Raw genomic sequence first — 24,795 nt, 5'->3', positions numbered from 1 at the left:
AAGTAGGGAAGTGTCCCCGGTGCAGCCGCTGATCGACTCTGCCCAAGCGCCCGACGGGCGGAGGCCGGGGGAGGACGGCGGTGGGAACGCGGCCGTCAGCCCGGCGCAGCCCCCGGCCGCACTGGTCCGGCTGCGGGCGCTCGCCGCCCACCGCTGGTTCTGGCCGACGGCACTGCTGCTGGGCTACCTCGGGCAGACGGCGTTCCGGCTGGTGCTGTCGATCCACAACTACTTCCCCTCGGTGCACGCGGACGAGGACTCGTACCTCGTGATAGCGAGAGTGCTGGCCGGCCGGCCGACCACCGAGATGCCCGTCGGCGTGGTCATCCCCGGCGGGTACCCGCTGCTGATCTCGCCGGCGCTGCGGATCGCCGACAACCCGGCGACCGCGTACCACCTGATCATGGGCATCAACGCGGTGCTCAACGCGCTGGTCTTCCCGCTGGCCTTCGTGGCCGCGCGCCGGCTCGGCCTGTCCCGGACGCACGCCTACCTGTCGGCGACCGCCGTGGCGCTGGTGCCGCCGGTGATCTTCTACTCCCAGTTCGTCATGTCGGACACCGTCCTCCCGGTGCTCCTGCTGGCCTGGCTCGTCACGATGCACGGCTGGCTCTCGCCCGGCTCCTTCCGCCGCCGCTCGCTGCACGCGGTGGCGATGGGCCTGGCGGCCGGCTACACGATGGCCACCCACGACCGCGGCGGCGTGGTGGTGGCGCTGACCGCGCTGGCCCTGCTCGTGGTGCTGGCCGTCGGCTGGGCGCCGCGGCTCTCCTCGCTGGCCGGGCTCGGTGGGCTCGGGGTGTCCGTCCTGGGGGCCAAGCTGCTGGCCGGCTTCGTCGAGAACCAGTTCAAGGACGTGCCGCCGAGCACCGTCGGCAACAAGGTCTTCGACAACCTTGAGGACAGCAAGTACATCGGCACGATCATCGCCCGCACCTTCGGGCAGCTCTGGTACTTCATGACCTCCACGTACGGCTTCGGGGCGATCGCCTTCGTGCTGTGCGTGGTGGCCGTGTTCCGCCGCCGGTTCACGGTGGCCGACCGCGTGGTGGCCTTCTGCATGATCGCCATGCTGTTCGGCACCGCGCTGGCCTCGGCGGCCGGCCTGGCGGACACCGACCGGGTCGACAACTGGGTCTACGCCCGGTACTGCGCGGTGCTGGTGCCGCTGTTCCTGGTGGTCGGCCTGGCCGCGCTGTTCCGGGCCGGGACGCGGACGCTGCTGTGGACGGCGCTGGCCGGCACGGCGGTGATCGGGATCATCCAGGTGTCCGTCACCGCGTACGCGGGCCGGGAGCTCAAGGACTGGGCCCTGCCGTGGACGGTGCCGGACGCGATGTTCCTGGCCTCGTCCTGGGACAACCTGCACATGGGCCGGACGACCGTCGGCGCGCTGGCGGTGCTGGCCGCCTGCCTGCTGCTGCGGGTGGCCGGCGGGCGCCGGGTGGTCGCCGCCGTGGTCGGCTGCGTGACGGTCTTCGCCGCCTACGCGACCGTCGCGGTCACCAACAACATCTCCGAGCCGCACGCCACGTTCCGCAAGTACCCGGCCGTCGGCCTGGTCAAGGAGGCCGGGCTGCGCAAGGGCGACAACCTGATCCTGGACTGGGACCTCGACTGGGGCACCCGGATGGCACTGGCCTACGAGGTCTACTGGGGCCGGGTCTGGACCGACAACGTCAAGGGCGGGAACAACCCGCCGGAGCAGGCCACCGCGATGCTGGTGGCGGTCGGCCAGGACGTCGCGCCGGAGGCCAGCTGGCCGAAGCCGCTGCCGGGCTGGCACGTCGCGAAGCACAGCAAGGAACACGGCTGGGTCCTCTGGCGCAGGGACTGACCCGCGCGATCACCCCGTCGGGGCCGGTGAGGAGCACCTCACCGGCCCCGATTGGCATCCGGGCTGCTCCATGTGGCAGTATGTCCAAGTTGCTCGGTTGAGTGCCGATGCTGCGCGCCTCCCGCCGGGAGGACCGGAAGCGAGTCCCACGTACTCGTCGTTCCCGTGATGGCCGTCAAGCGTGAGTTCTACGCCACGGCAGCTGCGGGGCGAAAGTACGGGAATCTTCCGGGAAGCGTATGCGGGGCCTCGGCCCGGCTCCCCACCCCGAAGTTCGAAGCCGACGAGTTATTTCGCCGGTTTTTTGCAAGCGCGAAGGCGACACGCCCGAGCGCGGGGGTCGGAGAGGGTCGTGAAGTGACCAAGGACAAAGGACTACTGAGTAGCCATGGCGGGACAGAAGATCCGCATCCGGCTCAAGGCCTACGACCACGAGGTCATCGACTCCTCGGCGAAGAAGATCGTCGAGACGGTGATTCGTACTGGTGCGCAGGTCGCGGGCCCGGTGCCGCTGCCCACTGAGAAGAACGTGTACTGCGTCATCCGCTCGCCGCACAAGTACAAGGACTCGCGCGAGCACTTCGAGATGCGTACTCACAAGCGTCTGATCGACATCCTCGACCCCACGCCGAAGACGGTTGACTCGCTGATGCGTCTCGACCTGCCGGCGGGCGTCGACATCGAGATCAAGCTCTGAGAGGCGCACCGAAGATGGCTAAGCAGATTAAGGGCATCCTGGGCGAGAAGCTCGGCATGACCCAGGTCTGGGACGAGAACAACCGGGTCGTCCCGGTGACCGTCGTCAAGGCTGGGCCCAATGTCGTGACCCAGGTCCACACCGCCGACAGCCCGGCCGGCTACGACGCCGTCCAGATCGGCTTCGGCGAGATCGACCCCCGCAAGGTGAACAAGCCCCTCGCGGGCCACTTCGCCAAGGCCGGTGTCACCCCGCGTCGCCACCTGGTCGAGCTCCGTACGTCGGACGCGTCCGAGTACACCCTCGGCCAGGAGATCACCGCGGAGCTGTTCGAGGCGGGTGTCAAGGTCGACGTGACCGGCACCTCCAAGGGCAAGGGCTTCGCCGGTGTCATGAAGCGCCACAACTTCCGGGGCCTCGGCGCCGGTCACGGTGTGCAGCGCAAGCACCGCTCGCCCGGCTCGATCGGTGGCTGCGCCACCCCGGGTCGCGTGTTCAAGGGCGTGAGGATGGCCGGCCGGATGGGCCACGAGCGTGTGACCACCCAGAACCTGACCATCCATGCCGTTGACGCGGAGAAGGGGCTGCTCCTGATCAAGGGCGCAATCCCGGGCCCGAACGGCGGCCTCGTCCTCGTCCGCACCGCGGCGAAGGGGCTGTGAGGATATGAGCACCATTGACATCCTGTCGCCCTCGGGCGACAAGACCGGCAGCCTCGAGCTGCCGGCCGAGATCTTCGACGCGAAGGTCAGCGTTCCGCTGATGCACCAGGTCGTCGTGGCGCAGCTCGCTGCGGCCCGTCAGGGCACCCACAAGACCAAGACTCGTGCCGAGGTCCGCGGTGGCGGCAAGAAGCCGTACCGCCAGAAGGGCACCGGCCGCGCCCGTCAGGGCTCGACCCGTGCGCCGCAGTTCGCCGGCGGTGGCGTCGTGCACGGTCCCGTGCCGCGCGACTACTCGCAGCGGACCCCGAAGAAGATGATCGCCGCCGCTCTGCGCGGTGCGCTCACCGACCGGGCCCGCCACAACCGCATCCACGTCGTCACCGGCGTGACCGCGACCGAGGCGCCGTCGACCAAGGCCGCCAAGAGCCTGTTCGGCAAGATCACCGAGCGCAAGAACGTCCTCCTGGTCGTCGAGCGCGAGGACGAGCTGGGCCTGAAGTCCGCTCGCAACCTGCCGCACGTGCACATCCTGGACGCCGGTCAGCTGAACACCTACGACGTGCTCGTCTCCGACGATGTGGTCTTCACCCAGGCCGCCTTCGAGCGTTTCGTGGCGGGTCCCGCCGCGTCCGCCAAGGCCGTGGCTGCTGAGGGCGAGCTCGAAGGGAGCGCCGCCTGATGGCTGCAGAGATCACGAGCAAGACGTTCACGGACCCCCGTGACGTCCTGGTGAAGCCGGTCATCTCCGAGAAGAGCTACAGCCTTCTCGACGAGAACAAGTACACGTTCATCGTGTCGCCGGGCGCCAACAAGACCCAGATCAAGCAGGCCGTCGAGGCGGTCTTCTCGGTCAAGGTCGAGGCTGTCAACACGATCAACCGTCAGGGCAAGCGCAAGCGCTCCAAGACGGGCTTTGGCAAGCGCAAGGACACCAAGCGCGCCATCGTGACGCTGGCCGAGGGCAACCGCATCGACATCTTCGGTGGTCCGGTCTCCTAACGGAGATCGTGATCGTCGATAAGGACGAGGACGAGAGAGCCAAATGGGCATCCGCAAGTACAAGCCGACTACGCCGGGCCGTCGTGGCTCCAGCGTGGCCGACTTCGTAGAGATCACGCGGTCCACGCCGGAGAAGTCGCTGGTTCGCCCCCTGCACAGCAAGGGCGGCCGTAACAACGCCGGTCGGATCACCGTTCGCCACCAGGGTGGCGGCCACAAGCGCGCCTACCGCGTGATCGACTTCCGTCGTCACGACAAGGACGGCGTGCCGGCCAAGGTCGCGCACATCGAGTACGACCCGAACCGCACCGCGCGCATCGCGCTCCTGCACTACGCGGACGGCGAGAAGCGCTACATCATCGCGCCGCGCGGCATCGCGCAGGGTGACCGGATCGAGAACGGCGCTGGCGCCGACATCAAGCCGGGCAACAACCTGCCGCTGCGCAACATCCCGGTCGGTACCACCATCCACGCGGTGGAGCTGCGTCCCGGTGGCGGCGCCAAGCTGGCCCGCTCCGCCGGGTCCGGCATTCAGCTGCTCGCGCGTGAGGGCAAGATGGCGCACCTGCGCATGCCCTCCGGTGAGATCCGCCTGGTCGACGCGCGCTGCCGCGCCACCGTCGGCGAGGTCGGCAACGCCGAGCAGTCGAACATCAACTGGGGCAAGGCCGGCCGTATGCGCTGGAAGGGCGTCCGCCCGACCGTGCGTGGTGTCGCCATGAACCCGATCGACCACCCGCACGGTGGTGGTGAGGGTAAGACCTCTGGTGGTCGCCACCCGGTCTCGCCGTGGGGCCAGAAGGAGGGTCGCACTCGTAGCCCGAAGAAGGCTTCGAACGCCCTCATCGTGCGCCGCCGCAAGACCAACAAGAAGCGCTAGGAGCAGGTCAGATGCCGCGCAGTCTCAAGAAGGGCCCCTTCATCGACGGCCACCTTCTCAAGAAGGTGGACGCGCAGAACGAGGCGGGTACCCAGAACGTCATCAAGACCTGGTCCCGTCGCTCCGTGATCTTCCCGGCCATGCTCGGCCACACGATCGCGGTTCACGATGGTCGCAAGCACGTCCCGGTGTTCGTCACCGAGTCGATGGTCGGCCACAAGCTGGGCGAGTTCGCTCCGACCCGCACCTTCCGCGGCCACGTCAAGGACGACCGCAAGTCGAAGCGTCGCTAGTCGCCTGAGCTTCACCGCCAGAACGACTCAATGACTTACTCCATTAAGGGGACAACCATGGAAGCCAGGGCCCAGGCGCGGTACATCCGCGTCACGCCCATGAAGGCCCGCCGCGTGGTGGACCTCATCCGTGGCCTGCCGGCCACGGAGGCCCAGGCCGTCCTGCGTTTCGCTCCGCAGGCCGCCACCGTGCCGGTCGGCAAGGTGCTCGACAGCGCCATTGCCAACGCCGCGCACAACTACAACCACTCCAACGTGGACGACCTCGTCATCAGCGAGGCGTACGTTGACGAGGGCCCGACCCTGAAGCGGTTCCGTCCGCGTGCCCAGGGTCGTGCCTACCGGATCCGCAAGCGGACCAGCCACATCACCGTGGTCGTCAGCAGCAAGGAAGGGACCCGGTAATGGGCCAGAAGGTTAACCCGCACGGGTTCCGCCTCGGCATCAGCACGGACTTCAAGTCCCGCTGGTACGCCGACAAGCTGTACAAGGACTACGTCAAGGAAGACGTTGCCATTCGTCGCATGATGACGAAGGGCATGGAGCGCGCCGGCATCTCCAAGGTCGAGATCGAGCGCACCCGCGACCGCGTCCGCGTTGACATCCACACCGCCCGTCCCGGCATCGTCATCGGTCGCCGTGGCACCGAGGCCGACCGCATCCGCGGCGACCTCGAGAAGCTGACCGGCAAGCAGGTCCAGCTGAACATCCTCGAGGTCAAGAACCCCGAGCTGGACGCCCAGCTCGTGGCTCAGGGCGTCGCGGAGCAGCTGTCCTCCCGCGTCTCCTTCCGCCGTGCCATGCGCAAGTCGATGCAGGGCACCATGAAGTCCGGCGCCAAGGGCATCAAGGTCCAGTGCTCCGGTCGTCTCGGCGGCGCCGAGATGAGCCGTTCGGAGTTCTACCGCGAGGGCCGTGTGCCGCTGCACACCCTGCGCGCGAACGTCGACTACGGCTTCTTCGAGGCCAAGACGACCTTCGGCCGCATCGGTGTGAAGGTCTGGATCTACAAGGGCGACGTCAAGAACATCGCCGAGGTCCGCGCTGAGAACGCCGCTGCCCGCTCGGGCAACCGCCCGGCCCGTCCCGAGGGTGGTCGTCCCGCCCGCGGTGGCGAGCGCCGTGGTGGCGAGCGCGGTGGCCGCGGCCGTCGCCCCGCCGCTGCCGAGGCCCCCGCGGCCCCGGTCGCCGAGGCTCCGGCTGCCGAGAACACCGGAACGGAGGCCTGACTCCAATGCTGATCCCCCGTCGGGTCAAGCACCGCAAGCAGCACCACCCGAAGCGCCGCGGCGCTGCCAAGGGTGGCACCGAGCTCGCGTTCGGCGAGTACGGCATCCAGGCCGTCACCCCGGCCTACGTGACGAACCGGCAGATCGAGTCCGCTCGTATCGCCGTCACCCGTCACATCAAGCGTGGCGGCAAGGTCTGGATCAACATCTACCCGGACCGTCCGCTCACCAAGAAGCCGGCCGAGACCCGCATGGGTTCCGGTAAGGGTTCGCCCGAGTGGTGGATCGCGAACGTGCACCCGGGTCGGGTCATGTTCGAGCTGTCGTACCCCAACGAGAAGGTGGCTCGTGAGGCGCTGACCCGCGCAGCTCACAAGCTCCCGATGAAGTGCCGGATCATCCGGCGCGAGGCAGGTGAGAGCTGATGTCGGCCGGCACCAAGGCTGCTGAGCTTCGCGAGCTGGACAACGAGGGTCTCGTTGCCAAGCTCCGTGAGGCCAAGGAGGAGCTGTTCAACCTCCGCTTCCAGGCGGCGACCGGGCAGCTCGACAACCACGGACGGCTCAAGCTCGTCCGTAAGGACATCGCGCGGATCTACACCCTGATGCGCGAGCGCGAGCTGGGCATCGAGACGGTGGAGAACGCCTGATGACTGAGAACACCAACGAGACGCGCGGTTTCCGCAAGACCCGTGAGGGTCTCGTCGTCAGCGACAAGATGGACAAGACCGTCGTCGTCGCCGTCGAGGACCGCGTCAAGCACGCTCTGTACGGCAAGGTCATCCGCCGTACGAACAAGCTGAAGGCGCACGACGAGGCGAACGCCTGCGGCATCGGCGACCGGGTCCTCCTCGCGGAGACCCGCCCGCTGTCCGCGACGAAGCGCTGGCGCGTCGTCGAGATCCTCGAGAAGGCCAAGTAACGAAGTTGATGCGGTACGGCCGTATGTGCATCAGGCCCCTTGCGGGCGCTGGTGTGAGCAGCGGCCGGCCCGTCAGCTCTCGTTGACGATCAGGAGAAAGCTGTGATCCAGCAGGAGTCGCGACTGCGTGTCGCCGACAACACGGGCGCGAAGGAAATCCTTTGCATCCGCGTTCTCGGTGGTTCCGGTCGCCGCTACGCCGGTATCGGGGACGTCATCGTCGCCACCGTCAAGGACGCGATCCCCGGCGGTTCGGTGAAGAAGGGTGACGTCGTCAAGTGCGTCGTCGTCCGTACCGTGAAGTCGCGCCGTCGTCCCGACGGTTCGTACATCCGGTTCGACGAGAACGCCGCCGTCGTCCTCAAGAACACCGAGGGTGACCCCCGCGGTACCCGCATCTTCGGCCCGGTGGGCCGCGAGCTGCGCGACAAGAAGTTCATGAAGATCATCTCGCTTGCGCCGGAGGTGCTCTAACCCATGGCGAACAGCATGAAGATCAAGAAGGGTGACCTGGTTCAGGTCATCACCGGCAAGGACCGCGGCAAGCAGGGCAAGGTCATCCAGGCCATGCCCGCCGAGAACAAGGTCCTGGTCGAGGGTGTGAACCGGGTCAAGAAGCACACCAAGCCGGGCCCGGGCACTCAGGGTGGCATCGTCACCGTCGAGGCCCCGGTGCACGTCTCCAACGTCCAGCTGGTCGTGGAGAAGGACGGCAAGAAGGTCGTCACCCGCGTTGGCTACCGCTTCGATGACGAGGGCAACAAGATCCGCGTTGCCAAGCGAACCGGTGAGGACATCTGATGTCTGAGACGACTGTTGAGAAGGTGACCCCCCGTCTCAAGGAGCGTTACAACTCCGAGATCAAGGGTCAGCTGCAGGAGCAGTTCTCGTACGAGAACGTCATGCTGACGCCCGGCCTGGTCAAGGTCGTCGTCAACATGGGTGTCGGCGAGGCTGCCCGTGACAGCAAGCTGATCGAGGGCGCGATCCGCGACCTGACCGCGATCACCGGTCAGAAGCCGGCCGTGACCAAGGCTCGTAAGTCCATCGCGCAGTTCAAGCTGCGTGAGGGCCAGCCGATCGGCACGCACGTCACCCTCCGCGGTGACCGCATGTGGGAGTTCCTGGACCGTCTGGTGTCGCTGGCCCTGCCGCGTATCCGTGACTTCCGTGGCCTCTCCCCGAAGCAGTTCGACGGCCGTGGCAACTACACCTTCGGTCTGACCGAGCAGGTTATGTTCCACGAGATCGACCAGGACAAGGTCGACCGTCCGCGCGGTATGGACATCACCGTCGTGACCACCGCTCAGACCGACGACGAGGGTCGGGCGCTCCTGCGCGCTCTGGGCTTCCCGTTCAAGGAGGCGTGAGCCAATGGCGAAGAAGTCCCTCATCGCGAAGTCCGAGCGCAAGCCGAAGTTCGGCGTCCGGGCCTACACCCGGTGCCAGCGCTGCGGCCGTCCGCACTCGGTGTACCGCAAGTTCGGCCTGTGCCGTGTCTGCCTCCGTGAGATGGCGCACCGCGGCGAGCTGCCGGGCGTGACCAAGAGCTCCTGGTAATCCAGGCGCTTTAGGCACACAGCGAAGCAGAGGTGCCCGATCCCACACAGCCTGTTTTTGGGCTGCCGTACGGATTCCCGTAAGGTAGTGGGGTCGGGCCCCCTGCCGCGGCTTCCCCATGGATGTCCGTGGTCCTCTTCTGGGAGGGCTCGCACCCAGTCTTACGACGTCGCAGGTCCCCTGCGCTTGTGCCCCTGACGAACTCGGAAGAGTGCGGCAGGGGGACCTGGCGCGGAGAAACCGCGGCGAGAGAGGCCTGAGGCCATCATGACCATGACCGACCCCATCGCAGACATGCTCACGCGTCTGCGTAACGCGAACTCGGCGTACCACGACTCCGTGGCGATGCCGGCCAGCAAGATCAAGGCGCACGTCGCCGAGATCCTGCAGCAGGAGGGGTACATCTCCTCCTACAAGGTTGAGGAGCCCGTCGAGGGCGAGGTCGGCAAGAAGCTGACCATCGAGCTCAAGTTCGGCCCCAACCGTGAGCGCTCCATCGCCGGCATCAAGCGCATCAGCAAGCCGGGTCTGCGCGTTTACGCAAAGTCCACCAACCTGCCGAAGGTGCTCGGCGGCCTGGGCGTGGCGATCATCTCCACGTCTTCGGGTCTCCTCACCGACAAGCAGGCCGCCAAGAAGGGCGTAGGCGGAGAAGTTCTCGCCTACGTCTGGTAATTCGGGAAACGGAGGTACAGCAATGTCGCGCATTGGACGGCTGCCCATCCAGGTCCCCGCTGGCGTGGACGTCACCATCGATGGCCAGGCGGTCTCGGTGAAGGGCCCGAAGGGCTCCCTCACCCACGTCGTCGCCGCGCCGATCGAGATCGGTAAGGGCGAGGACGGCACGCTGCTCGTCACCCGCCCCAACGACGAGCGTCTGTCGAAGGCCCTGCACGGCCTTTCCCGCACGCTGGTGGCGAACATGATCACCGGCGTGACCGCGGGCTACCGCAAGTCGCTGGAGATCAGCGGTGTCGGCTACCGAGTTCTGGCGAAGGGCTCCGACATGGAGTTCCAGCTGGGCTACAGCCACCCGATCCTCGTCGAGGCGCCCGAGGGCATCTCCTTCGTCGTCGAGTCGGCCACCAAGTTCCACGTGGACGGCATCGACAAGCAGAAGGTCGGCGAGGTCGCCGCGAAGATCCGCAAGCTGCGCAAGCCCGACCCGTACAAGGCCAAGGGTGTCAAGTACGCGGGCGAGGTCATCCGCCGCAAGGTCGGAAAGAGTGGTAAGTAAGCGATGAGTGTCTCTGTCAAGATCGGCAAGGGCAACGCCTACAAGAGCGCCGCTCGCAAGCGCCGCGCGATCCGGGTTCGCAAGCGCGTCACCGGCACCGAGGTGCGTCCGCGCCTCGTCGTGACGCGTTCGAACCGTCACATGGTCGCCCAGGTCATCGACGACGCCAAGGGTCACACCCTGGCGTCGGCGTCCACCCTCGACGTGTCCATCAAGGGCGCCGAGGGCGACAAGACCGAGCTGGCCAAGAAGGTCGGGAGCCTGGTCGCCGAGCGCGCCAAGGCTGCCGGCATCGAGTCGGTCGTCTTCGACCGCGCGGGCAACCGGTACGCCGGCCGCATCGCCGCCCTGGCGGACGCGGCTCGCGAGGCCGGGCTCGACTTCTAAGCCGCTCGTCGACTCTGTCGACGGACGTTAACGAGAGAGGTAATTCCAATGGCTGGACCCCAGCGCCGCGGTAGCGGCGCCGGCGGTGGCACCGGCGGTGGCGAGCGGCGCGACCGTAAGCGTGACGACCGGGGCAACGCCCCCGCCGTCGAGAAGACCGCTTACGTCGAGCGCGTCGTCGCGATCAACCGTGTCGCCAAGGTTGTCAAGGGTGGTCGTCGTTTCAGCTTCACCGCGCTGGTCGTGGTGGGCGACGGTGACGGCACCGTGGGTGTCGGTTACGGGAAGGCGAAGGAGGTTCCGGCCGCCATCGCCAAGGGTGTTGAGGAGGCCAAGAAGAACTTCTTCAAGGTTCCCCGTATCCAGGGCACCATCCCGCACCCGATCCAGGGTGAGAAGGCCGCCGGCGTCGTGCTGCTGAAGCCCGCCGCCCCCGGTACCGGTGTTATCGCCGGTGGTCCGGTGCGCGCCGTCCTGGAGTGCGCCGGCATTCACGACATCCTGTCGAAGTCGCTCGGCTCGGACAACGCGATCAACATCGTGCACGCCACCGTGGCTGCTCTGAAGGGCCTCGTGCGCCCCGAGGAGATCGCCGCCCGTCGTGGCCTGCCGCTGGAGGACGTGGCCCCCGCCGCTCTGCTGCGGGCGCGTGCTGCTGGGGTGAGCGCCTGATGGCTCGCCTGAAGATCACGCAGACCAAGTCGTACATCGGCAGCAAGCAGAACCACCGTGACACCCTGCGTTCGCTTGGTCTCAAGCGCATGCACGACGTCGTGGTGAAGGAGGACCGTCCCGAGATCCGCGGGATGGCCCACACGGTCCGTCACCTGGTGACGGTTGAGGAGGTGGACTGATCATGGGCGAGAACCCGATCAAGATCCACAACCTGCGTCCCGCCCCGGGTGCCAAGACCGACAAGATCCGTGTGGGTCGTGGTGAGGGCTCCAAGGGTAAGACCGCCGGTCGTGGTACCAAGGGCACGAAGGCCCGCTACCAGGTTCCGCAGCGCTTCGAGGGTGGCCAGATGCCGCTCCACATGCGCCTGCCGAAGCTGAAGGGCTTCAAGAACCCGTTCAAGATCACGTTCCAGGTCGTCAACCTCGACAAGCTGGCCGAGCTCTACCCGCAGGGTGGCGAGGTCACGGTCGAGGACCTGGTCGCGAAGGGCGCGGTTCGCAAGAACTCCCTCGTCAAGGTGCTCGGCACCGGCGAGATCTCGGTCGCGCTGCAGGTGACGGTCGACGCCGTCTCCGGCTCCGCCGCCGAGAAGATCACCGCCGCCGGCGGTACGGTCACCGAGCTCGTCTGAGCCCGCTGATTCAGTCGTGAGCCCCGCACCTCCTTTCGGGAGGTGCGGGGCTCACGCCTTTTTCCCGTCTTTTTCCCGCGGCGGGGCCCTCGTTCTTTTGTGTGGCAAACCCGGGCATCCCGTACCCCATGAGTGGGGGACGGGCCGTACGCGCTTCTTCCGAGTGGCTGCGCACTGTTAGAGTCCGTGGAGTTCCCTTGTAGGCTGCGCGTAGGCTCGCCTGTGCCGTCTGTACGGGAGCCCGAACCGCAAACTCCCCCATTCAGGACCGACCCTCCCGCCGACGACGCGCGGGAGGCGCAGGAGGCACCGTGCTCAGTGCGTTCGCGCGGGCGTTCCAGACGCCCGACCTGCGCAAGAAGCTGCTGTTCACGCTGGGCATCATGGTGCTGTTCCGCCTGGGCTCGCACATTCCGATGCCGGGCGTGAGCTTCACGGCCGTGAACGAGTGCGTGAAGGAGACCAAGAACAGTGGCCTCTTCGGGCTCGTCAACCTGTTCAGCGGTGGCGCGCTCCTCCAGCTGACGATCTTCGCCCTCGGCATCATGCCGTACATCACGGCGAGCATCATCCTCCAGCTCCTCACCGTCGTGATCCCGCGACTGGAGATGCTGAAGAAGGAGGGACAGGCCGGCCAGGCCAAGATCACCCAGTACACCCGCTACCTGACCATCGCGCTCGCCGTGCTCCAGGGCACCGGCATCGTGGCGACGGCCTCCAGCGGTGCGCTGTTCTCCGGCTGCCCGCTGGCCAACCAGATCGTCCCGGACACCAGCGTGTTCCGGATCGCCGTCATGGTCCTCACGATGACGGCCGGCACCACGGTCATCATGTGGCTGGGCGAGCTCATCACCGACCGCGGCATCGGCAACGGCATGTCGCTGCTGATCTTCACCTCGATCGCGGCGCAGTTCCCGTCCTCGATGTGGGCGATCAAGACCTCCGGCACCATCGGCGGCGGCTGGGTCGAGTTCCTCTCCGTGGTCGCGGTCGGCGTGATCGTCGTGATGCTGGTCATCTTCGTCGAGCAGGCCCAGCGCCGGATCCCGGTCCAGTACGCGAAGCGGATGATCGGCCGCCGGGCGTTCGGCGGCACCTCGACCTACATCCCGCTCAAGGTGAACCAGGCCGGTGTCATCCCGGTCATCTTCGCTTCTTCGCTGCTGTACATCCCGGCCCTGGTGGTCCAGCTGACCAACAGCCAGGCGGGCTGGGCCACGTGGATCCGGACGAACTTCGTCAAGGGTGACCACCCGATCTACATGGCGACCTACTTCCTGCTGATCGTCTTCTTCGCCTTCTTCTACGTCGCCATCTCCTTCAACCCCGAAGAAGTTGCCGACAATATGAAGAAGTATGGTGGGTTCATCCCGGGCATCCGGGCCGGCCGACCGACGGCCGAGTACCTGAACTACGTGCTGACCCGGATCACGTGGCCGGGTTCGCTCTACCTGGGCCTGATCGCGTTGATCCCGATGATCGCCCTGGTCGCCTTCGGACAGCAGACCAACTTCCCGTTCGGCGGCACCAGCGTGCTCATCGTCGTCGGCGTCGGACTCGAAACTGTGAAGCAGATCGAGAGCCAGCTCCAGCAGCGCAATTACGAAGGGTTCCTCCGCTGATGCGTATCGTCCTCGTCGGACCTCCCGGGGCCGGGAAGGGTACTCAGGCGCACCTGCTCGCCAAGACCCTGTCCATCCCGCACATCTCCACCGGCGACCTGTTCCGCGCCAACATCGGCCAGGGCACCCCGCTGGGGCTCGAGGCCAAGGGCTACATGGACGCAGGCCGCCTGGTACCGGACGAGGTCACCATCGGGATGGCCAAGGACCGCATGCTCCAGGAGGACGCCGAGAACGGCTTCCTGCTCGACGGCTTCCCGCGCAACCTGGGCCAGGCCGAGGCGCTCGACGTGTTCCTCGCCGAGCAGGGCATCAAGCTGGACGGCGTCCTGGACCTGGAGGTCCCCGAGGACGAGGTCGTCAAGCGGATCGCGGGCCGTCGCCTGTGCCGCAAGAACGGCAGCCACGTGTACCACGTCGCGTACAACCCGCCGAAGGTCGAGGGCGTCTGCGACGAGTGCGGTGGCGAGCTCTACCAGCGCTCGGACGACACCGAGGAAGCGGTGCGCACCCGCCTGGAGGTCTACCACACGGAGACCGAGCCGATCATCGGCTACTACAAGGAGCAGGGGCTGCTGGTGACCATCCCGGCCCTCGGCAAGGTGGACGAGGTCACCTCGCGCGCGATCGAGGCGCTGAAGCAGGACAGCTGAGACTCTCGGCGAACGTACGACGGTACGGCCGGGTCGCCCGCCCAGCGGGTGGCCCGGCCGTTTCCGCGTCGTACGGTGGTAGGCAGTGGTAATCCGGACTTGGAAGGCGTGACCAGATGGTGGAGATCAAGACCCCCGAGCAGATCGCGAAGATGCGAGCGGCCGGGCTGGTCGTCGCCGAGGCCCTCAAGGCCTGCCGCGAGGCGGTCGCTCCGGGGGTGACCACCCAGGAGCTCAACGACGTCGCGGACGAGGTCATCACCGACCACGGCGCCACCTCGAACTTCCGCGCCCACCACGGCGGTCTCTGGTTCCCGGGCGTGATCTGCGCCTCGGTGAACAACGAGGTCGTGCACGGCATCCCGGGCGACCGGGCGCTGCAGGAGGGCGACATCATCTCGATCGACTGCGGCGCCATCCTGGACGGCTGGCACGGCGACGCGGCGATCACCGTGGCGGTCGGCGAGGTCCGCCCGGAGGTCGAGATGCTGAGCCGGGTGACCGAGGGCTCGATGTGGGCCGGCATCGCCCAGATGAAGAAGAACAACCGCCTGGTCGACGTCTCCAAGGCGATCGAGGGCTTCATCCGCCGCCAGCCGCTGCCCCCGAAGGGCAAGTGGGGCATCACCGAGGGCTACGGCGGCCACGGCATCGGCACCGCGATGCACATGGAGCCGCACGTGCTGAACTACGTGGAGCGCGGGCGCGGCAAGGGCCCGAAGCTCGTCCCCGGCACCGTGCTGGCGATCGAGCCGATGGTCTCGCTGGGCACCCCGCACACCACCGTGCTGGACGACGAGTGGACGGTCGTCACCAACGACGGCACCTGGGCCTCGCACTGGGAGCACTCGGTGGCCGTCACCGAGCAGGGCCCGCTGGTGCTGACGGCCTTCGACGGCGGCAAGGCCGAGCTGGCGAAGCTGGGCATCACCGCAGCTCCGGACCCGCTCGGGTAGTCACGGAGGCGGCCGACTGCGGCTGCTGACGAGGGATCAGAGCCCTGGAGGTTTGGACCTCCAGGGCTTTTGTCCTATTTTTATCGGCTGGCAGTGGTCCGTATGGCTTACGAGCGAGCAGGAGACAGCACGTGCTCAAGGGATTCCGCGACTTCATGATGCGCGGCAACGTCGTCGACATGGCGGTCGGTGTGGTCATCGGTGCCGCGTTCACGGCGGTGGTGACCGGCTTCGTGTCCGCCTTCCTCACCCCGCTGGTGGGCGTCGTGGTCGGTGCGGCCGGCGACTTCAGCTCGTACAAGGCGACGGTGGCCGGCGTCACCTTCCCGTACGGCCAGTTCCTCAACGTACTGATCGCGTTCCTGATGACGGCCGCGGTGCTCTACTTCTGCGTGGTGCTGCCGGTCACCAAGGCGACCGAGCGCTACCTGCCGAAGAAGCCGAAGGCCCCGAAGCGCCCGTGCCCGGAGTGCCTGACCGAGATCCCCCAGGCCGCCCGCCGCTGCTCGGCCTGCACCGCCCACGTCGAGCCGCTGACCGTCTCCACTGGGGTCTGAGGCGGCAGCTGTGACGGGTACCGCTTTCCGGGACCCCCGTTTTGGTCCACCGGACGCGCTGGCGTAGGATGGACCGTCGGCTCACTCGTAGCGTGCTTCAGCACGCCCTCTTCCCTCCGGGGACGGGGTGAACCCAGGTTCGCACGAGCGTTCCGCATACGGTAGCCGGTCCCGGAAGGTGGATCTCGCAGTTCATGGCTAAGAAGCAAGGCGCCATTGAGATCGAGGGCACCGTGATCGAGTCTCTTCCGAACGCGATGTTCAAGGTCGAGCTGCAGAACGGTCACAAGGTCCTCGCGCACATCAGTGGCAAGATGCGCATGCACTACATCCGCATCCTGCCGGACGACCGGGTTGTCGTGGAGCTCAGCCCCTACGACCTCACGCGCGGCCGGATCGTCTACCGCTACAAGTAAGAACGTCAGATCTAGACCCGGAGAACCTGAAAGATGAAGGTCAAGCCGAGCGTCAAGAAGATCTGCGACAAGTGCAAGGTGATCCGCCGTCACGGCCGGGTCATGGTGATCTGCGAAAACCTGCGCCACAAGCAGCGCCAGGGCTGATCTCTCCCCAGCATTTCTCGTAGTACTTCGCGCGACGCGAAAACGTCATGAGTGGGCTACCCGATCCGTCCCGTGCGGGACGGACTGCCGCCCCCGGTCAGAGGCCGGGGCTCCCTCACCGTGAGGTGTCGGAGTAGGTAGCACGCAAGACCTCTGAAGAATCACAGGAGCCATGAATGGCACGCCTCGCCGGCGTTGATCTCCCCCGTGAGAAGCGGATCGAGATCGCCCTCACCTACGTGTACGGCATCGGCCGTACCCGCGCCCAGCAGACCCTCGCCGAGACCGGCGTCAACCCGGATGTCCGCGTTCGCGACATCACCGAGGAAGACCTGGTCAAGCTGAGCCAGTACATCGACGCCAACTACACGGTCGAGGGTGACCTCCGCCGTGAGGTGGCCGCCGACATCCGCCGCAAGGTCGAGATCGGCTGCTACGAGGGTCTGCGTCACCGCCGTGGCCTGCCGGTCCGCGGCCAGCGCACCCACACCAACGCGCGTACCCGCAAGGGCCCGCGTCGCGCGATCGCCGGTAAGAAGAAGCCGGGCAAGAAGTAGTCCGTCCCGTAACCGGACATCCCTCCGGCCCGCGGGTCAGCGGACCGACCACCTCAGTAGGAGAACAGACTTATGCCCCCCAAGGGTCGTCAGGCTGCCGGCGCGAAGAAGATCCGCCGCAAGGAAAAGAAGAACGTCGCTCACGGCCACGCGCACATCAAGAGCACGTTCAACAACACCATCGTTTCGATCACCGACCCCGCGGGCAACGTGATCTCCTGGGCCTCCGCCGGCCACGTCGGCTTCAAGGGCTCGCGCAAGTCCACCCCGTTCGCCGCGCAGATGGCCGCCGAGGCCGCTGCCCGTCGCGCGCAGGAGCACGGCATGCGCAAGGTTGACGTCTTCGTGAAGGGTCCGGGCTCCGGCCGCGAGACCGCGATCCGTTCGCTCCAGGCCACCGGCCTGGAGGTCGGCTCGATCCAGGACGTCACCCCCACCCCGCACAACGGCTGCCGTCCGCCGAAGCGCCGCCGCGTCTGACGCAGCGCCTTCGGGCATCGGTGTTGCTTTAAACCACGTACGGGGTCTCGTTTTGGGCGAGACCCCGTACGCTGGTTCTGTTCGGCATCAAATAGTGGGTGCCGAAGACAACTGGAGGATCTGAAAACATGCTGATCGCTCAGCGTCCCTCGCTGACCGAAGAGGTCGTCGACGAGTTCCGCTCGCGGTTCGTGATCGAGCCGCTGGAGCCGGGCTTCGGCTACACCCTCGGCAACTCTCTCCGTCGCACGCTCCTCTCGTCGATCCCCGGCGCTGCTGTCACCAGCATCCGCATCGACGGTGTCCTGCACGAGTTCACCACCGTGCCGGGCGTCAAGGAGGACGTCACCGACCTCATCCTCAACATCAAGCAGCTGGTCGTCTCCTCGGAGCACGACGAGCCGGTCGTGATGTACCTGCGCAAGCAGGGCCCGGGTGTCGTCACCGCCGCCGACATCGCCCCGCCGGCGGGTGTCGAGGTGCACAACCCCGAGCTGGTCCTCGCCACGCTCAACGGCAAGGGCAAGCTGGAGATGGAGCTGACCGTCGAGCGCGGTCGCGGCTACGTCTCCGCCGTGCAGAACAAGGCTTCCGGCCAGGAGATCGGCCGCATCCCGGTCGACTCGATCTACAGCCCCGTGCTGAAGGTCACCTACAAGGTCGAGGCCACCCGTGTCGAGCAGCGGACCGACTTCGACAAGCTGATCGTCGACGTCGAGACCAAGCCCGCCATGCGTCCGCGCGACGCCATGGCCTCGGCCGGCAAGACCCTGGTGGAGCTGTTCGGCCTCGCCCGCGAGCTGAACATCGACGCCGAGGGCATCGACATGGGCCCGTCCCCGACGGACGCCGCCCTGGCCGCCGACCTGGCGCTGCCGATCGAGGAGCTGGAGCTCACCGTCCGCTCCTACAACTGCCTCAAGCGCGAGGGCATCCACACCGTGGGTGAGCTCGTCGCCCGCTCCGAGGCCGACCTGCTCGACATCCGCAACTTTGGTGCGAAGTCGATCGACGAGGTCAAGGCGAAGCTGGCCGGCATGGGCCTGGCCCTCAAGGACAGCCCGCCCGGGTTCGACCCGACCGCGGCCGCCGACGCCTTCGGCGCCGACGACCTGGACGACGCGGGTTACGCCGAGACCGAGCAGTACTAAGAGATTTGGCCGCGGGGGCGGTTCCACGGAGCCGCCCCCGTCGTCACGGAAGTCGTACGGGCAACAGTGCCCGTACGCCCGCTGCGGTACCTGATACGGCCGTAGTCGGAGATCCAAGGAGTAATCCATGCCGCGTCCCACCAAGGGTGCCCGCCTCGGCGGCGGCCCGCACCACGAGCCGCTGCTGCTCGCCGGTCTGTGCCGGGAGCTGTTCCAGTACGGCCGCATCACCACGACCGAGGCCAAGGCCCGTCGGATGCGCCCGCTGGCGGAGAAGCTGATCACCAAGGCGAAGAAGGGCGACATCCACAACCGTCGCCTGGTGCGCAAGACCATCACCGACATCTCGGTGCTGCACACCCTCTTCACCGAGATCGCGCCGCGCTACGAGAACCGCCCGGGTGGCTACACCCGCATCACCAAGATCGGTCCCCGTCGTGGCGACAACGCCCCGATGGCCGTGATCGAGCTGGTCGAGGCGCTGACCGTCGCGCAGACCGCCGTCGGTGAGGCCGAGGCCGCCACCAAGCGTGCCGTCAAGGAGGCCGACGAGGCCGCCGCCGTCGACACCAAGGCCGACGAGGCCGAGGCCGCCGAGCAGGCCTGACACCTCCAGGTGTGATGCGGGCCCGCTCTCCCAGCGATGGGGGAGCGGGCCCGTTCCTTATTCGTAGGAGCAGGAGCAAGTGGTCAACGATTGCGCCGAGCAGCCGCCGGTGAAGGACGGCCCGGCCGACGGGTACGTCCGGGTCCGGCTCGACCTCGCCTACCAGGGCGCCGAGTTCTCCGGCTGGGCCCGCCAGAAGGGCGGCCGCCGGACGGTCCAGGAGGAGATCGAGACTGCGCTGCAGATCGTCACCCGCAGCCCGGAGCTGTTCCCGCTGACCGTGGCCGGCCGCACCGACGCCGGGGTGCACGCCCGCGGCCAGGTCGCGCACGTCGACCTGCCGGCCGAGCTGTGGGAGGCGCACCGGGAGAAGCTGCTGCGCCGGCTGGCCGGCCGGCTGCCCGGGGACGTCCGGATCTACCGGGTGGGCGAGGCGCCGGCCGGGTTCGACGCCCGCTTCTCGGCGATCTGGCGCCGGTACGCCTACCGGGTCGCCGACCACCCGGGCGGGGTGGACCCGCTGCTGCGCGGCCACGTGCTCTGGCACGACCGCCCGCTCGACATCGACCGGATGAACGCCGCCGCGAAGCTGCTGCTCGGCGAGCACGACTTCGCCGCGTACTGCAAGAAGCGCGAGGGCGCCACCACCATCCGCACCCTGCTGGAGCTGCACTGGGACCGCGTCCCGGTGGATAGCTACGCCGCCCAGGAGGGCTCCCTCGCGGTCGCCACCGTCCGGGCCGACGCCTTCTGCCACAACATGGTCCGGGCGCTGGTCGGCGCGATGCTGCTGGTCGGCGACGGGCACCGGCCGGTGGAGTTCCCCGGCGAGGTGCTGGCCGGCGGGGTGCGCAACTCCGCGGTCAACGTGGCCCGGCCGTACGGGCTCACGCTGGAGGAGGTCGGCTACCCGCCGGACGACCAGCTGGCCGAGCGCAACCGCCAGGCCCGGCGGATGCGCACCCTGCCGGGGCAGCCGCCGACTTCGTAATCCGTTTTGGCCGGGCGCGTCCGCTTGGGACAATCGTCCGCATGGGACACGTCGAGATTTCGCACCTTGAGTACTACCTGCCGGACGGGCGGGTGCTGTTCGACGACGCGTCCTTCCGGGTCGGCGAGGGCGCTGCCGTCGCCCTGGTCGGCGCGAACGGCGCGGGCAAGACCACCCTGCTGCGCATGATCGCGGGGGACATCCAGCCGCACGGCGGCTCGGTGACGATCAGCGGCGGCCTCGGGGTGATGCGCCAGTTCGTCGGCACCACCGGCCGCGAGGACCAGAGCGCCACGCCGGGCGCGCTGCCCGCCGACGCCTCCGTCCGGGACCTGCTGGTCTCCGTGGCCCCCGAGCGGATCGCCAAGGCGGCCCGCGCGGTGGACGCCGCCGAACTGGCGATGATCGCCCAGGACGACGAGAAGACGCAGATGGCCTACGCCCAGGCGCTCTCCGACTGGGCCGACGTCGGCGGCTACGACTACGAGACCGACTGGGACGTCTGCACCATGGCGGCCCTCGGCACGCCCTTCGACAAGGCCCAGTGGCGCGGCCTGAACACGCTCTCCGGCGGCGAGCAGAAGCGGCTCGTGCTGGAGGCGCTGCTGCGCGGCCCCGAAGAGGTGCTGCTGCTGGACGAGCCGGACAACTACCTGGACGTCCCGGGCAAGCGCTGGCTGGAGGAGGCCATCAAGGCCACCTCGAAGACCGTGCTGTACATCTCACACGACCGCGAGCTGCTCTCCCGGACGGCCGAGAAGATCATCAGCGTCGAGTCCGGCGCGGCCGGCAGCAGCGTCTGGGTGCACGGCGGTGGCTTCGACAGCTTCCACGAGGCCCGCAAGGACCGCTTCGCGCGCTTCGAGGAGCTGGGCCGGCGCTGGGACGAGGAGCACGCCAAGCTCAAGAAGCTGGTCGTCACCCTGCGCCAGGCGGCCTCCGTCAGCCACGCGCTCGCCACCCGCTACGCCGCCGCCCAGACCCGGCTGAAGAAGTTCGAGGAGGCCGGTCGCCCGGAGGAGCCCCCGCGCGAGCAGAGCATCACCATGCGGCTCAAGGGCGGGCGCACCGGCATGCGCTCCTTCACGATGGAGCAGCTGGAGCTCACCGGCCTGATGCAGCCCTTCGACCTGGAGGTCTTCTACGGCGAGCGGATCGGCGTGCTCGGCGCCAACGGCGCGGGCAAGTCGCACCTCCTGCGGCTGCTGGCCGGCGACGAGAGCGTCGCGCACACCGGCAGCTGGAAGCTCGGGGCCCGCGTCGTCCCCGGCCACTTCCGGCAGACCCACGCGCACCCGGAGCTGTTCGGCCGTACCGTCCGCTCGATCGTGGAGGAGGAGCACGCGCTCAGCCGCGGCGCCGCGATGGGCGCGCTGCGCCGGTACGAGCTGGACCGCCAGGAGGAGCAGAAGTTCGAGTCGCTGTCCGGCGGGCAGCAGGCCCGACTGATGATCCTCAAGCTCGAACTCTCCGGTGTGACGGCCCTGTTGCTCGACGAGCCGACCGACAACCTGGACCTGGAGAGCGCCGAGGCGCTGCAGGCCGGGCTGGAGGCCTTCGAGGGCACCGTGCTGTGCGTCACCCACGACCGCTGGTTCGCCAGGACCTTCGACCGCTTCCTGGTGTTCGGCGCCGACGGCCGGGTGTACGAGTCGCCGGAGCCGGTCTGGGACGTCACCCGGGTGGAGCGCGAACGCTGAGTGACGGCCAGGGGGGTCCACGTCGATTTTTGACCCCTTCGGGCCGGGCCGGTAACCTGGACGCTTGATGTGCGTATTGGCTCGCTCTATCTCACGTGAGAGGTCGGTACGCCGGAGACATCAGGTCGACGACCAGCGGTCCCCCTTGAATTGCGTCCAAGGGTGGCCAGGCTGCTCTTCCGTCCGGGTGCTCCTGTCAGGACTCACTCACTGAAAAGCGAAGGCTACGACCGTGCGTACGTACAGCCCCAAGCCCGGCGACGTCCAGCGTCAGTGGCACGTCATCGACGCGACCGACGTCGTGCTCGGCCGCCTGGCCTCCCAGGCCGCCAACCTCCTCCGGGGCAAGCACAAGGCGATCTACGCGCCGCACGTTGACACTGGTGACTTCGTCATCATCATCAACGCCGACAAGGTGCACCTGTCCGGTAACAAGAAGACCCAGAAGCTGGCCTACCGCCACTCGGGCTTCCCGGGCGGTCTGCGCTCGGTGCGCTACGACGACCTGCTGGCGAACAACCCGGAGAAGGCCGTCGAGAAGGCCATCAAGGGCATGATCCCCAAGAACAGCCTGGGCCGTCAGATGCTCTCGAAGCTGAAGGTCTACTCGGGCGACCAGCACCCGCACGCTGCCCAGCAGCCGGTGCCGTTCGAGATCACCCAGGTCGCGCAGTAATTCGGCCACCAAGCCCCCCAACACTGAAAAGAGCTGAGGAACATCGTGGCCGAGACCACTGAAACCCTTGAGGTCGACTTCGACGAGGCCGTTGAGGCCGTCGAGGGCGAGTACACCTCCGAGGAGAGCTACACCTCCGAGTCCCTGGCCGGCCGCTTCGGCGAGGCCGTCCCCGGCGCCGGCCTCGGCCGTCGCAAGGAGGCGATCGCCCGCGTGCGCATCGTCCCCGGCACGGGCGTGTGGAAGATCAACGGTCGCACCCTTGAGGGCTACTTCCCCAACAAGGTGCACCAGCAGACCGTGAACGAGCCCTTCAAGCTCCTTGAGCTGGACGGCCGTTACGACGTCATCGCCCGCATCAGCGGCGGCGGCGTGTCCGGCCAGGCCTACGCGCTGCGCCTCGGCGTGGCCCGTGCCCTGAACGAGGCCGACGTGGACAACAACCGCGGCGCGCTGAAGAAGGCCGGCTTCCTGACCCGTGACGCCCGCGCCGTCGAGCGTAAGAAGGCCGGTCTGAAGAAGGCCCGCAAGGCGCCGCAGTACAGCAAGCGCTAATCGCGCCCCGGGGGTGCGGTCCGCCCTGGCGGTGCACCCCCTGGATGCGCGAAACCGTCGCCCCGGAGTACCCCGTGTACTCCGGGGCGACGTGTTCCCCGGCTACTGTGCGGCGGCCGGGATCATCGGTGGGTTCCGAGCAGTGGTGATGGAGGACGGGACAGTGGGACGACTCTTCGGTACGGACGGCGTACGCGGGGTGGCCAACCAGGGCCTGACGGCGGAGCTCGCGCTCGGGCTGTCGGTCGCCGCGGCGCACGTGCTCGGCGAGGCCGGCGCCTTCGACGGCCACCGGCCGGTCGCGGTGGTCGGCCGTGACCCGCGTGCCTCGGGCGAGTTCCTGGAGGCCGCCGTCATCGCCGGTCTGGCGAGCGCCGGCGTCGACGTGCTCCGGGTCGGCGTCCTGCCCACCCCCGCCGTGGCCTACCTCACCGGCGCGCTCGGCGCCGACTTCGGCGTGATGCTGTCCGCCAGCCACAACGCCATGCCGGACAACGGCATCAAGTTCCTCGCGCGCGGCGGCCACAAGCTGGACGACCGGATCGAGGACGCGATCGAGGCCCACTACCGCAGGCACACGCTCGGCGAAGAGGACTGGAACCGTCCCACCGGTGCCGCCGTCGGCCGCGTCCGCGAGTACACCGAGGGCTTCGACAAGTACGTCGCCCACCTGATCGGCGTGCTGCCCAACCGCCTGGACGGCATCAAGGTCGTCATCGACGGCGCCCACGGCGCGGCCGCCTACGTCGCCCCCGAGGCCTTCGCCCGGGCCGGCGCCGAGGTCGTCCACACCCTGGGGGCCGAGCCCACCGGCCTCAACATCAACGACGGCGTCGGCTCCACCCACCTGGACCGGCTGTGCACCGCGATGAAGGAGCACAAGGCCGACTTCGGCATCGCCCTGGACGGCGACGCCGACCGCTGCCTGGCCGCCGACGCCGACGGCAACGAGGTGGACGGCGACCAGATCATCGCCATCCTCGCCGTCGCCATGAAGGAGGCCGGCACCCTGCGCGGCAACACCGCGGTGGCCACCGTGATGTCCAACCTCGGCTTCAAGCTGGCGATGGAGCGCGAGGGCGTCGACCTGGTGGAGACCGCCGTCGGCGACCGCTACGTGCTGGAGGCCATGAAGGAGCACGGCTTCGCGCTGGGCGGCGAGCAGTCCGGCCACGTCATCCTGCTGGACCACGCCACCACCGGCGACGGCACCCTGACCGGCCTGATGCTGGGCGCCCGACTGGCCGCCACCAAGCAGCCGCTCGCCGACCTGGCCGCCGTGATGACCCGGCTGCCGCAGCAGCTGATCAACGTCAAGGGCGTCGACAAGAGCCGGGTGAAGACCAGCGCCGAGCTGGCCGCCGCGGTCGCCGGCGCCGAGGCCGAGCTGGGCTCCACCGGCCGGGTGCTGCTGCGCCCGTCGGGCACCGAGCCGCTGGTCCGGGTGATGGTCGAGGCCGCCGACGCGGCCCAGGCCGAGGCGGTCGCGCAGCGGCTGGCCGAGGCCGTGCGCACCCACCTGGGCTGAGCCCGTAGGTGCCGCCGGGCTGCGCCCGTACGTGCACCCGGGCTGCGCCCGGACGTGACGAAGGCCCCCGCCGGTCCGCTCGGTTTCTTGGGTTCTAACGGTCCTCGCAACACCCGCGATCTATGGGAGTTGCGAGGACCGTGGCCGTTGGACGCGATGATCTTTCGGACTTGAGGGAGCGTTTC

General features: G+C 68.0%; 37 protein-coding genes. All 37 read left to right on the top strand.

What is annotated here, in order from left to right; translation table 11 throughout:
• The first annotated feature begins 10 nt into the window (after window positions 1-10).
• The gene (locus OP86_RS17770) at window positions 11-1,837 is read left to right on the top strand and encodes a phospholipid carrier-dependent glycosyltransferase (protein WP_157849768.1); all 1,827 of its coding nucleotides are present in this window, start codon (window positions 11-13) and stop codon (window positions 1,835-1,837) included.
• A gap of 388 nt (window positions 1,838-2,225) precedes the next feature.
• A complete protein-coding gene (rpsJ, locus tag OP86_RS17765; RefSeq protein WP_012785157.1) occupies window positions 2,226-2,534 on the top strand; it encodes a 30S ribosomal protein S10 in 309 nt (102 codons plus the stop codon).
• A 14-nt stretch (window positions 2,535-2,548) separates the two neighbouring features.
• Window positions 2,549-3,196, top strand: coding sequence for a 50S ribosomal protein L3 (gene rplC / locus OP86_RS17760; protein WP_030055817.1), 648 nt, complete (start codon window positions 2,549-2,551; stop codon window positions 3,194-3,196).
• 4 nt (window positions 3,197-3,200) lie between these two features.
• Entirely contained in the window at window positions 3,201-3,878 is a 678-nt protein-coding gene (gene rplD, locus OP86_RS17755) for a 50S ribosomal protein L4 (RefSeq protein WP_030055818.1), read from the top strand.
• Complete coding sequence (rplW, locus tag OP86_RS17750) at window positions 3,878-4,198, top strand: 50S ribosomal protein L23 (protein WP_030055819.1); 321 nt, start codon at window positions 3,878-3,880, stop codon at window positions 4,196-4,198. Before rplD ends, rplW begins: the two co-directional genes overlap by 1 nt.
• Before the next feature lie 43 nt (window positions 4,199-4,241).
• Window positions 4,242-5,078, top strand: a complete 837-nt coding sequence (gene rplB, locus OP86_RS17745) for a 50S ribosomal protein L2 (protein ID WP_030055820.1) — start codon at window positions 4,242-4,244, stop codon at window positions 5,076-5,078.
• An 11-nt stretch (window positions 5,079-5,089) separates the two neighbouring features.
• The gene (gene rpsS / locus OP86_RS17740) at window positions 5,090-5,371 is read left to right on the top strand and encodes a 30S ribosomal protein S19 (RefSeq protein WP_030055821.1); all 282 of its coding nucleotides are present in this window, start codon (window positions 5,090-5,092) and stop codon (window positions 5,369-5,371) included.
• 57 nt (window positions 5,372-5,428) lie between these two features.
• On the top strand, window positions 5,429-5,776 hold the full coding sequence (gene rplV / locus OP86_RS17735; protein ID WP_030055822.1) for a 50S ribosomal protein L22: 348 nt from the start codon (window positions 5,429-5,431) through the stop codon (window positions 5,774-5,776).
• Entirely contained in the window at window positions 5,776-6,600 is an 825-nt protein-coding gene (gene rpsC / locus OP86_RS17730) for a 30S ribosomal protein S3 (RefSeq protein ID WP_030055823.1), read from the top strand. The genes rplV and rpsC overlap by 1 nt, the downstream gene beginning before the upstream one ends.
• 5 nt (window positions 6,601-6,605) lie before the next feature.
• Window positions 6,606-7,025: a 50S ribosomal protein L16 gene (rplP, locus tag OP86_RS17725; RefSeq protein WP_030055824.1), complete on the top strand. Its 420-nt coding sequence runs from the start codon at window positions 6,606-6,608 to the stop codon at window positions 7,023-7,025.
• Window positions 7,025-7,249, top strand: coding sequence for a 50S ribosomal protein L29 (gene rpmC, locus OP86_RS17720; RefSeq protein WP_030055825.1), 225 nt, complete (start codon window positions 7,025-7,027; stop codon window positions 7,247-7,249). The genes rplP and rpmC overlap by 1 nt, the downstream gene beginning before the upstream one ends.
• Window positions 7,249-7,521, top strand: coding sequence for a 30S ribosomal protein S17 (rpsQ, locus tag OP86_RS17715; RefSeq protein WP_030055826.1), 273 nt, complete (start codon window positions 7,249-7,251; stop codon window positions 7,519-7,521). The genes rpmC and rpsQ overlap by 1 nt, the downstream gene beginning before the upstream one ends.
• 102 nt (window positions 7,522-7,623) lie before the next feature.
• Window positions 7,624-7,995 carry a 50S ribosomal protein L14 gene (rplN, locus tag OP86_RS17710; protein ID WP_030055827.1) on the top strand — a complete coding sequence of 124 codons (372 nt, stop codon included), beginning with the start codon at window positions 7,624-7,626 and terminating at the stop codon, window positions 7,993-7,995.
• Between the two features lie 15 nt (window positions 7,996-8,010).
• Window positions 8,011-8,322, top strand: coding sequence for a 50S ribosomal protein L24 (rplX, locus tag OP86_RS17705; protein WP_030055828.1), 312 nt, complete (start codon window positions 8,011-8,013; stop codon window positions 8,320-8,322).
• Entirely contained in the window at window positions 8,322-8,891 is a 570-nt protein-coding gene (rplE, locus tag OP86_RS17700) for a 50S ribosomal protein L5 (RefSeq protein ID WP_030055829.1), read from the top strand. Before rplX ends, rplE begins: the two co-directional genes overlap by 1 nt.
• A 4-nt stretch (window positions 8,892-8,895) precedes the next feature.
• Entirely contained in the window at window positions 8,896-9,081 is a 186-nt protein-coding gene (locus OP86_RS17695; RefSeq protein WP_030055830.1) for a type Z 30S ribosomal protein S14, read from the top strand.
• 267 nt (window positions 9,082-9,348) lie between these two features.
• On the top strand, window positions 9,349-9,756 hold the full coding sequence (gene rpsH / locus OP86_RS17690) for a 30S ribosomal protein S8 (protein WP_030055831.1): 408 nt from the start codon (window positions 9,349-9,351) through the stop codon (window positions 9,754-9,756).
• A gap of 22 nt (window positions 9,757-9,778) precedes the next feature.
• On the top strand, window positions 9,779-10,318 hold the full coding sequence (gene rplF / locus OP86_RS17685) for a 50S ribosomal protein L6 (RefSeq protein ID WP_030055832.1): 540 nt from the start codon (window positions 9,779-9,781) through the stop codon (window positions 10,316-10,318).
• A 3-nt stretch (window positions 10,319-10,321) separates the two neighbouring features.
• On the top strand, window positions 10,322-10,705 hold the full coding sequence (gene rplR / locus OP86_RS17680; RefSeq protein ID WP_030055833.1) for a 50S ribosomal protein L18: 384 nt from the start codon (window positions 10,322-10,324) through the stop codon (window positions 10,703-10,705).
• Between the two features lie 48 nt (window positions 10,706-10,753).
• Entirely contained in the window at window positions 10,754-11,377 is a 624-nt protein-coding gene (gene rpsE / locus OP86_RS17675; protein WP_030055834.1) for a 30S ribosomal protein S5, read from the top strand.
• On the top strand, window positions 11,377-11,559 hold the full coding sequence (gene rpmD, locus OP86_RS17670; protein WP_030055835.1) for a 50S ribosomal protein L30: 183 nt from the start codon (window positions 11,377-11,379) through the stop codon (window positions 11,557-11,559). Before rpsE ends, rpmD begins: the two co-directional genes overlap by 1 nt.
• A gap of 2 nt (window positions 11,560-11,561) precedes the next feature.
• The gene (rplO, locus tag OP86_RS17665) at window positions 11,562-12,014 is read left to right on the top strand and encodes a 50S ribosomal protein L15 (protein WP_030055836.1); all 453 of its coding nucleotides are present in this window, start codon (window positions 11,562-11,564) and stop codon (window positions 12,012-12,014) included.
• 311 nt (window positions 12,015-12,325) lie between these two features.
• Window positions 12,326-13,636, top strand: a complete 1,311-nt coding sequence (gene secY / locus OP86_RS17660) for a preprotein translocase subunit SecY (protein ID WP_030055837.1) — start codon at window positions 12,326-12,328, stop codon at window positions 13,634-13,636.
• Window positions 13,636-14,289, top strand: a complete 654-nt coding sequence (locus OP86_RS17655) for an adenylate kinase (RefSeq protein WP_030259709.1) — start codon at window positions 13,636-13,638, stop codon at window positions 14,287-14,289. Before secY ends, OP86_RS17655 begins: the two co-directional genes overlap by 1 nt.
• Window positions 14,290-14,405: 116 nt before the next feature.
• Entirely contained in the window at window positions 14,406-15,245 is an 840-nt protein-coding gene (map, locus tag OP86_RS17650) for a type I methionyl aminopeptidase (RefSeq protein WP_030055838.1), read from the top strand.
• A gap of 131 nt (window positions 15,246-15,376) precedes the next feature.
• On the top strand, window positions 15,377-15,802 hold the full coding sequence (gene mscL / locus OP86_RS17645) for a large conductance mechanosensitive channel protein MscL (RefSeq protein ID WP_030055839.1): 426 nt from the start codon (window positions 15,377-15,379) through the stop codon (window positions 15,800-15,802).
• 194 nt (window positions 15,803-15,996) lie between these two features.
• Window positions 15,997-16,218, top strand: coding sequence for a translation initiation factor IF-1 (gene infA / locus OP86_RS17640; RefSeq protein WP_003956442.1), 222 nt, complete (start codon window positions 15,997-15,999; stop codon window positions 16,216-16,218).
• A gap of 33 nt (window positions 16,219-16,251) precedes the next feature.
• Window positions 16,252-16,365 carry a 50S ribosomal protein L36 gene (gene rpmJ, locus OP86_RS17635; protein WP_009740505.1) on the top strand — a complete coding sequence of 38 codons (114 nt, stop codon included), beginning with the start codon at window positions 16,252-16,254 and terminating at the stop codon, window positions 16,363-16,365.
• A gap of 176 nt (window positions 16,366-16,541) precedes the next feature.
• Window positions 16,542-16,922, top strand: coding sequence for a 30S ribosomal protein S13 (gene rpsM / locus OP86_RS17630; RefSeq protein WP_030259703.1), 381 nt, complete (start codon window positions 16,542-16,544; stop codon window positions 16,920-16,922).
• Between the two features lie 72 nt (window positions 16,923-16,994).
• Window positions 16,995-17,402, top strand: a complete 408-nt coding sequence (gene rpsK / locus OP86_RS17625; protein WP_030232513.1) for a 30S ribosomal protein S11 — start codon at window positions 16,995-16,997, stop codon at window positions 17,400-17,402.
• A gap of 128 nt (window positions 17,403-17,530) precedes the next feature.
• Window positions 17,531-18,553: a DNA-directed RNA polymerase subunit alpha gene (locus OP86_RS17620; protein WP_030055844.1), complete on the top strand. Its 1,023-nt coding sequence runs from the start codon at window positions 17,531-17,533 to the stop codon at window positions 18,551-18,553.
• Window positions 18,554-18,680: 127 nt separating this feature from the next.
• Window positions 18,681-19,160 (top strand): 50S ribosomal protein L17, encoded by a 480-nt coding sequence (rplQ, locus tag OP86_RS17615; protein ID WP_030259699.1) that lies wholly within the window; start codon window positions 18,681-18,683, stop codon window positions 19,158-19,160.
• 79 nt (window positions 19,161-19,239) lie between these two features.
• Window positions 19,240-20,151: a tRNA pseudouridine(38-40) synthase TruA gene (truA, locus tag OP86_RS17610; protein WP_199815224.1), complete on the top strand. Its 912-nt coding sequence runs from the start codon at window positions 19,240-19,242 to the stop codon at window positions 20,149-20,151.
• 41 nt (window positions 20,152-20,192) lie between these two features.
• Entirely contained in the window at window positions 20,193-21,851 is a 1,659-nt protein-coding gene (locus OP86_RS17605; protein ID WP_030055845.1) for an ABC-F family ATP-binding cassette domain-containing protein, read from the top strand.
• Window positions 21,852-22,083: 232 nt separating this feature from the next.
• A complete protein-coding gene (rplM, locus tag OP86_RS17600; RefSeq protein WP_030055846.1) occupies window positions 22,084-22,527 on the top strand; it encodes a 50S ribosomal protein L13 in 444 nt (147 codons plus the stop codon).
• A gap of 45 nt (window positions 22,528-22,572) precedes the next feature.
• Window positions 22,573-23,082 carry a 30S ribosomal protein S9 gene (rpsI, locus tag OP86_RS17595; protein WP_030055847.1) on the top strand — a complete coding sequence of 170 codons (510 nt, stop codon included), beginning with the start codon at window positions 22,573-22,575 and terminating at the stop codon, window positions 23,080-23,082.
• A gap of 163 nt (window positions 23,083-23,245) precedes the next feature.
• Entirely contained in the window at window positions 23,246-24,610 is a 1,365-nt protein-coding gene (gene glmM / locus OP86_RS17590; RefSeq protein ID WP_030259693.1) for a phosphoglucosamine mutase, read from the top strand.
• Window positions 24,611-24,795 lie beyond the last annotated feature (185 nt).

It is taken from the genome of Streptomyces novaecaesareae, from assembly GCF_000716875.1.
In the GTDB taxonomy this organism is placed as follows: Bacteria; Actinomycetota; Actinomycetes; order Streptomycetales; family Streptomycetaceae; genus Kitasatospora; species Kitasatospora novaecaesareae.
Note: the sequence above shows the minus strand (reverse complement) of the source record. Positions and strands in the feature narration are given on the sequence as shown.

Excerpts from the sequence above, each read along its gene's own strand:
- rpsC (WP_030055823.1), top strand. The coding sequence starts at position 5,776 with ATGGGCCAGAAGGTTAACCCGCACGGGTTCCGCCTCGGCATCAGCACG.
- rplR (WP_030055833.1), top strand. The coding sequence starts at position 10,322 with ATGAGTGTCTCTGTCAAGATCGGCAAGGGCAACGCCTACAAGAGCGCC.
- rplW (WP_030055819.1), top strand. The coding sequence starts at position 3,878 with ATGGCTGCAGAGATCACGAGCAAGACGTTCACGGACCCCCGTGACGTC.
- rplC (WP_030055817.1), top strand. The coding sequence starts at position 2,549 with ATGGCTAAGCAGATTAAGGGCATCCTGGGCGAGAAGCTCGGCATGACC.
- rplB (WP_030055820.1), top strand. The coding sequence starts at position 4,242 with ATGGGCATCCGCAAGTACAAGCCGACTACGCCGGGCCGTCGTGGCTCC.
- rpsK (WP_030232513.1), top strand. The coding sequence starts at position 16,995 with ATGCCCCCCAAGGGTCGTCAGGCTGCCGGCGCGAAGAAGATCCGCCGC.
- rpsJ (WP_012785157.1), top strand. The coding sequence starts at position 2,226 with ATGGCGGGACAGAAGATCCGCATCCGGCTCAAGGCCTACGACCACGAG.
- OP86_RS17605 (WP_030055845.1), top strand. The coding sequence starts at position 20,193 with ATGGGACACGTCGAGATTTCGCACCTTGAGTACTACCTGCCGGACGGG.
- rplQ (WP_030259699.1), top strand. The coding sequence starts at position 18,681 with ATGCCGCGTCCCACCAAGGGTGCCCGCCTCGGCGGCGGCCCGCACCAC.
- rplD (WP_030055818.1), top strand. The coding sequence starts at position 3,201 with ATGAGCACCATTGACATCCTGTCGCCCTCGGGCGACAAGACCGGCAGC.
- rpsM (WP_030259703.1), top strand. The coding sequence starts at position 16,542 with ATGGCACGCCTCGCCGGCGTTGATCTCCCCCGTGAGAAGCGGATCGAG.
- OP86_RS17655 (WP_030259709.1), top strand. The coding sequence starts at position 13,636 with ATGCGTATCGTCCTCGTCGGACCTCCCGGGGCCGGGAAGGGTACTCAG.
- rpmJ (WP_009740505.1), top strand. The coding sequence starts at position 16,252 with ATGAAGGTCAAGCCGAGCGTCAAGAAGATCTGCGACAAGTGCAAGGTG.
- OP86_RS17620 (WP_030055844.1), top strand. The coding sequence starts at position 17,531 with ATGCTGATCGCTCAGCGTCCCTCGCTGACCGAAGAGGTCGTCGACGAG.
- rpmC (WP_030055825.1), top strand. The coding sequence starts at position 7,025 with ATGTCGGCCGGCACCAAGGCTGCTGAGCTTCGCGAGCTGGACAACGAG.
- rplE (WP_030055829.1), top strand. The coding sequence starts at position 8,322 with ATGTCTGAGACGACTGTTGAGAAGGTGACCCCCCGTCTCAAGGAGCGT.
- rplF (WP_030055832.1), top strand. The coding sequence starts at position 9,779 with ATGTCGCGCATTGGACGGCTGCCCATCCAGGTCCCCGCTGGCGTGGAC.
- rpsS (WP_030055821.1), top strand. The coding sequence starts at position 5,090 with ATGCCGCGCAGTCTCAAGAAGGGCCCCTTCATCGACGGCCACCTTCTC.
- rplP (WP_030055824.1), top strand. The coding sequence starts at position 6,606 with ATGCTGATCCCCCGTCGGGTCAAGCACCGCAAGCAGCACCACCCGAAG.
- rpsQ (WP_030055826.1), top strand. The coding sequence starts at position 7,249 with ATGACTGAGAACACCAACGAGACGCGCGGTTTCCGCAAGACCCGTGAG.
- rpsE (WP_030055834.1), top strand. The coding sequence starts at position 10,754 with ATGGCTGGACCCCAGCGCCGCGGTAGCGGCGCCGGCGGTGGCACCGGC.
- rpmD (WP_030055835.1), top strand. The coding sequence starts at position 11,377 with ATGGCTCGCCTGAAGATCACGCAGACCAAGTCGTACATCGGCAGCAAG.
- rplV (WP_030055822.1), top strand. The coding sequence starts at position 5,429 with ATGGAAGCCAGGGCCCAGGCGCGGTACATCCGCGTCACGCCCATGAAG.
- OP86_RS17695 (WP_030055830.1), top strand. The coding sequence starts at position 8,896 with ATGGCGAAGAAGTCCCTCATCGCGAAGTCCGAGCGCAAGCCGAAGTTC.
- rplX (WP_030055828.1), top strand. The coding sequence starts at position 8,011 with ATGAAGATCAAGAAGGGTGACCTGGTTCAGGTCATCACCGGCAAGGAC.
- infA (WP_003956442.1), top strand. The coding sequence starts at position 15,997 with ATGGCTAAGAAGCAAGGCGCCATTGAGATCGAGGGCACCGTGATCGAG.
- map (WP_030055838.1), top strand. The coding sequence starts at position 14,406 with ATGGTGGAGATCAAGACCCCCGAGCAGATCGCGAAGATGCGAGCGGCC.
- rpsH (WP_030055831.1), top strand. The coding sequence starts at position 9,349 with ATGACCATGACCGACCCCATCGCAGACATGCTCACGCGTCTGCGTAAC.
- rplO (WP_030055836.1), top strand. The coding sequence starts at position 11,562 with ATGGGCGAGAACCCGATCAAGATCCACAACCTGCGTCCCGCCCCGGGT.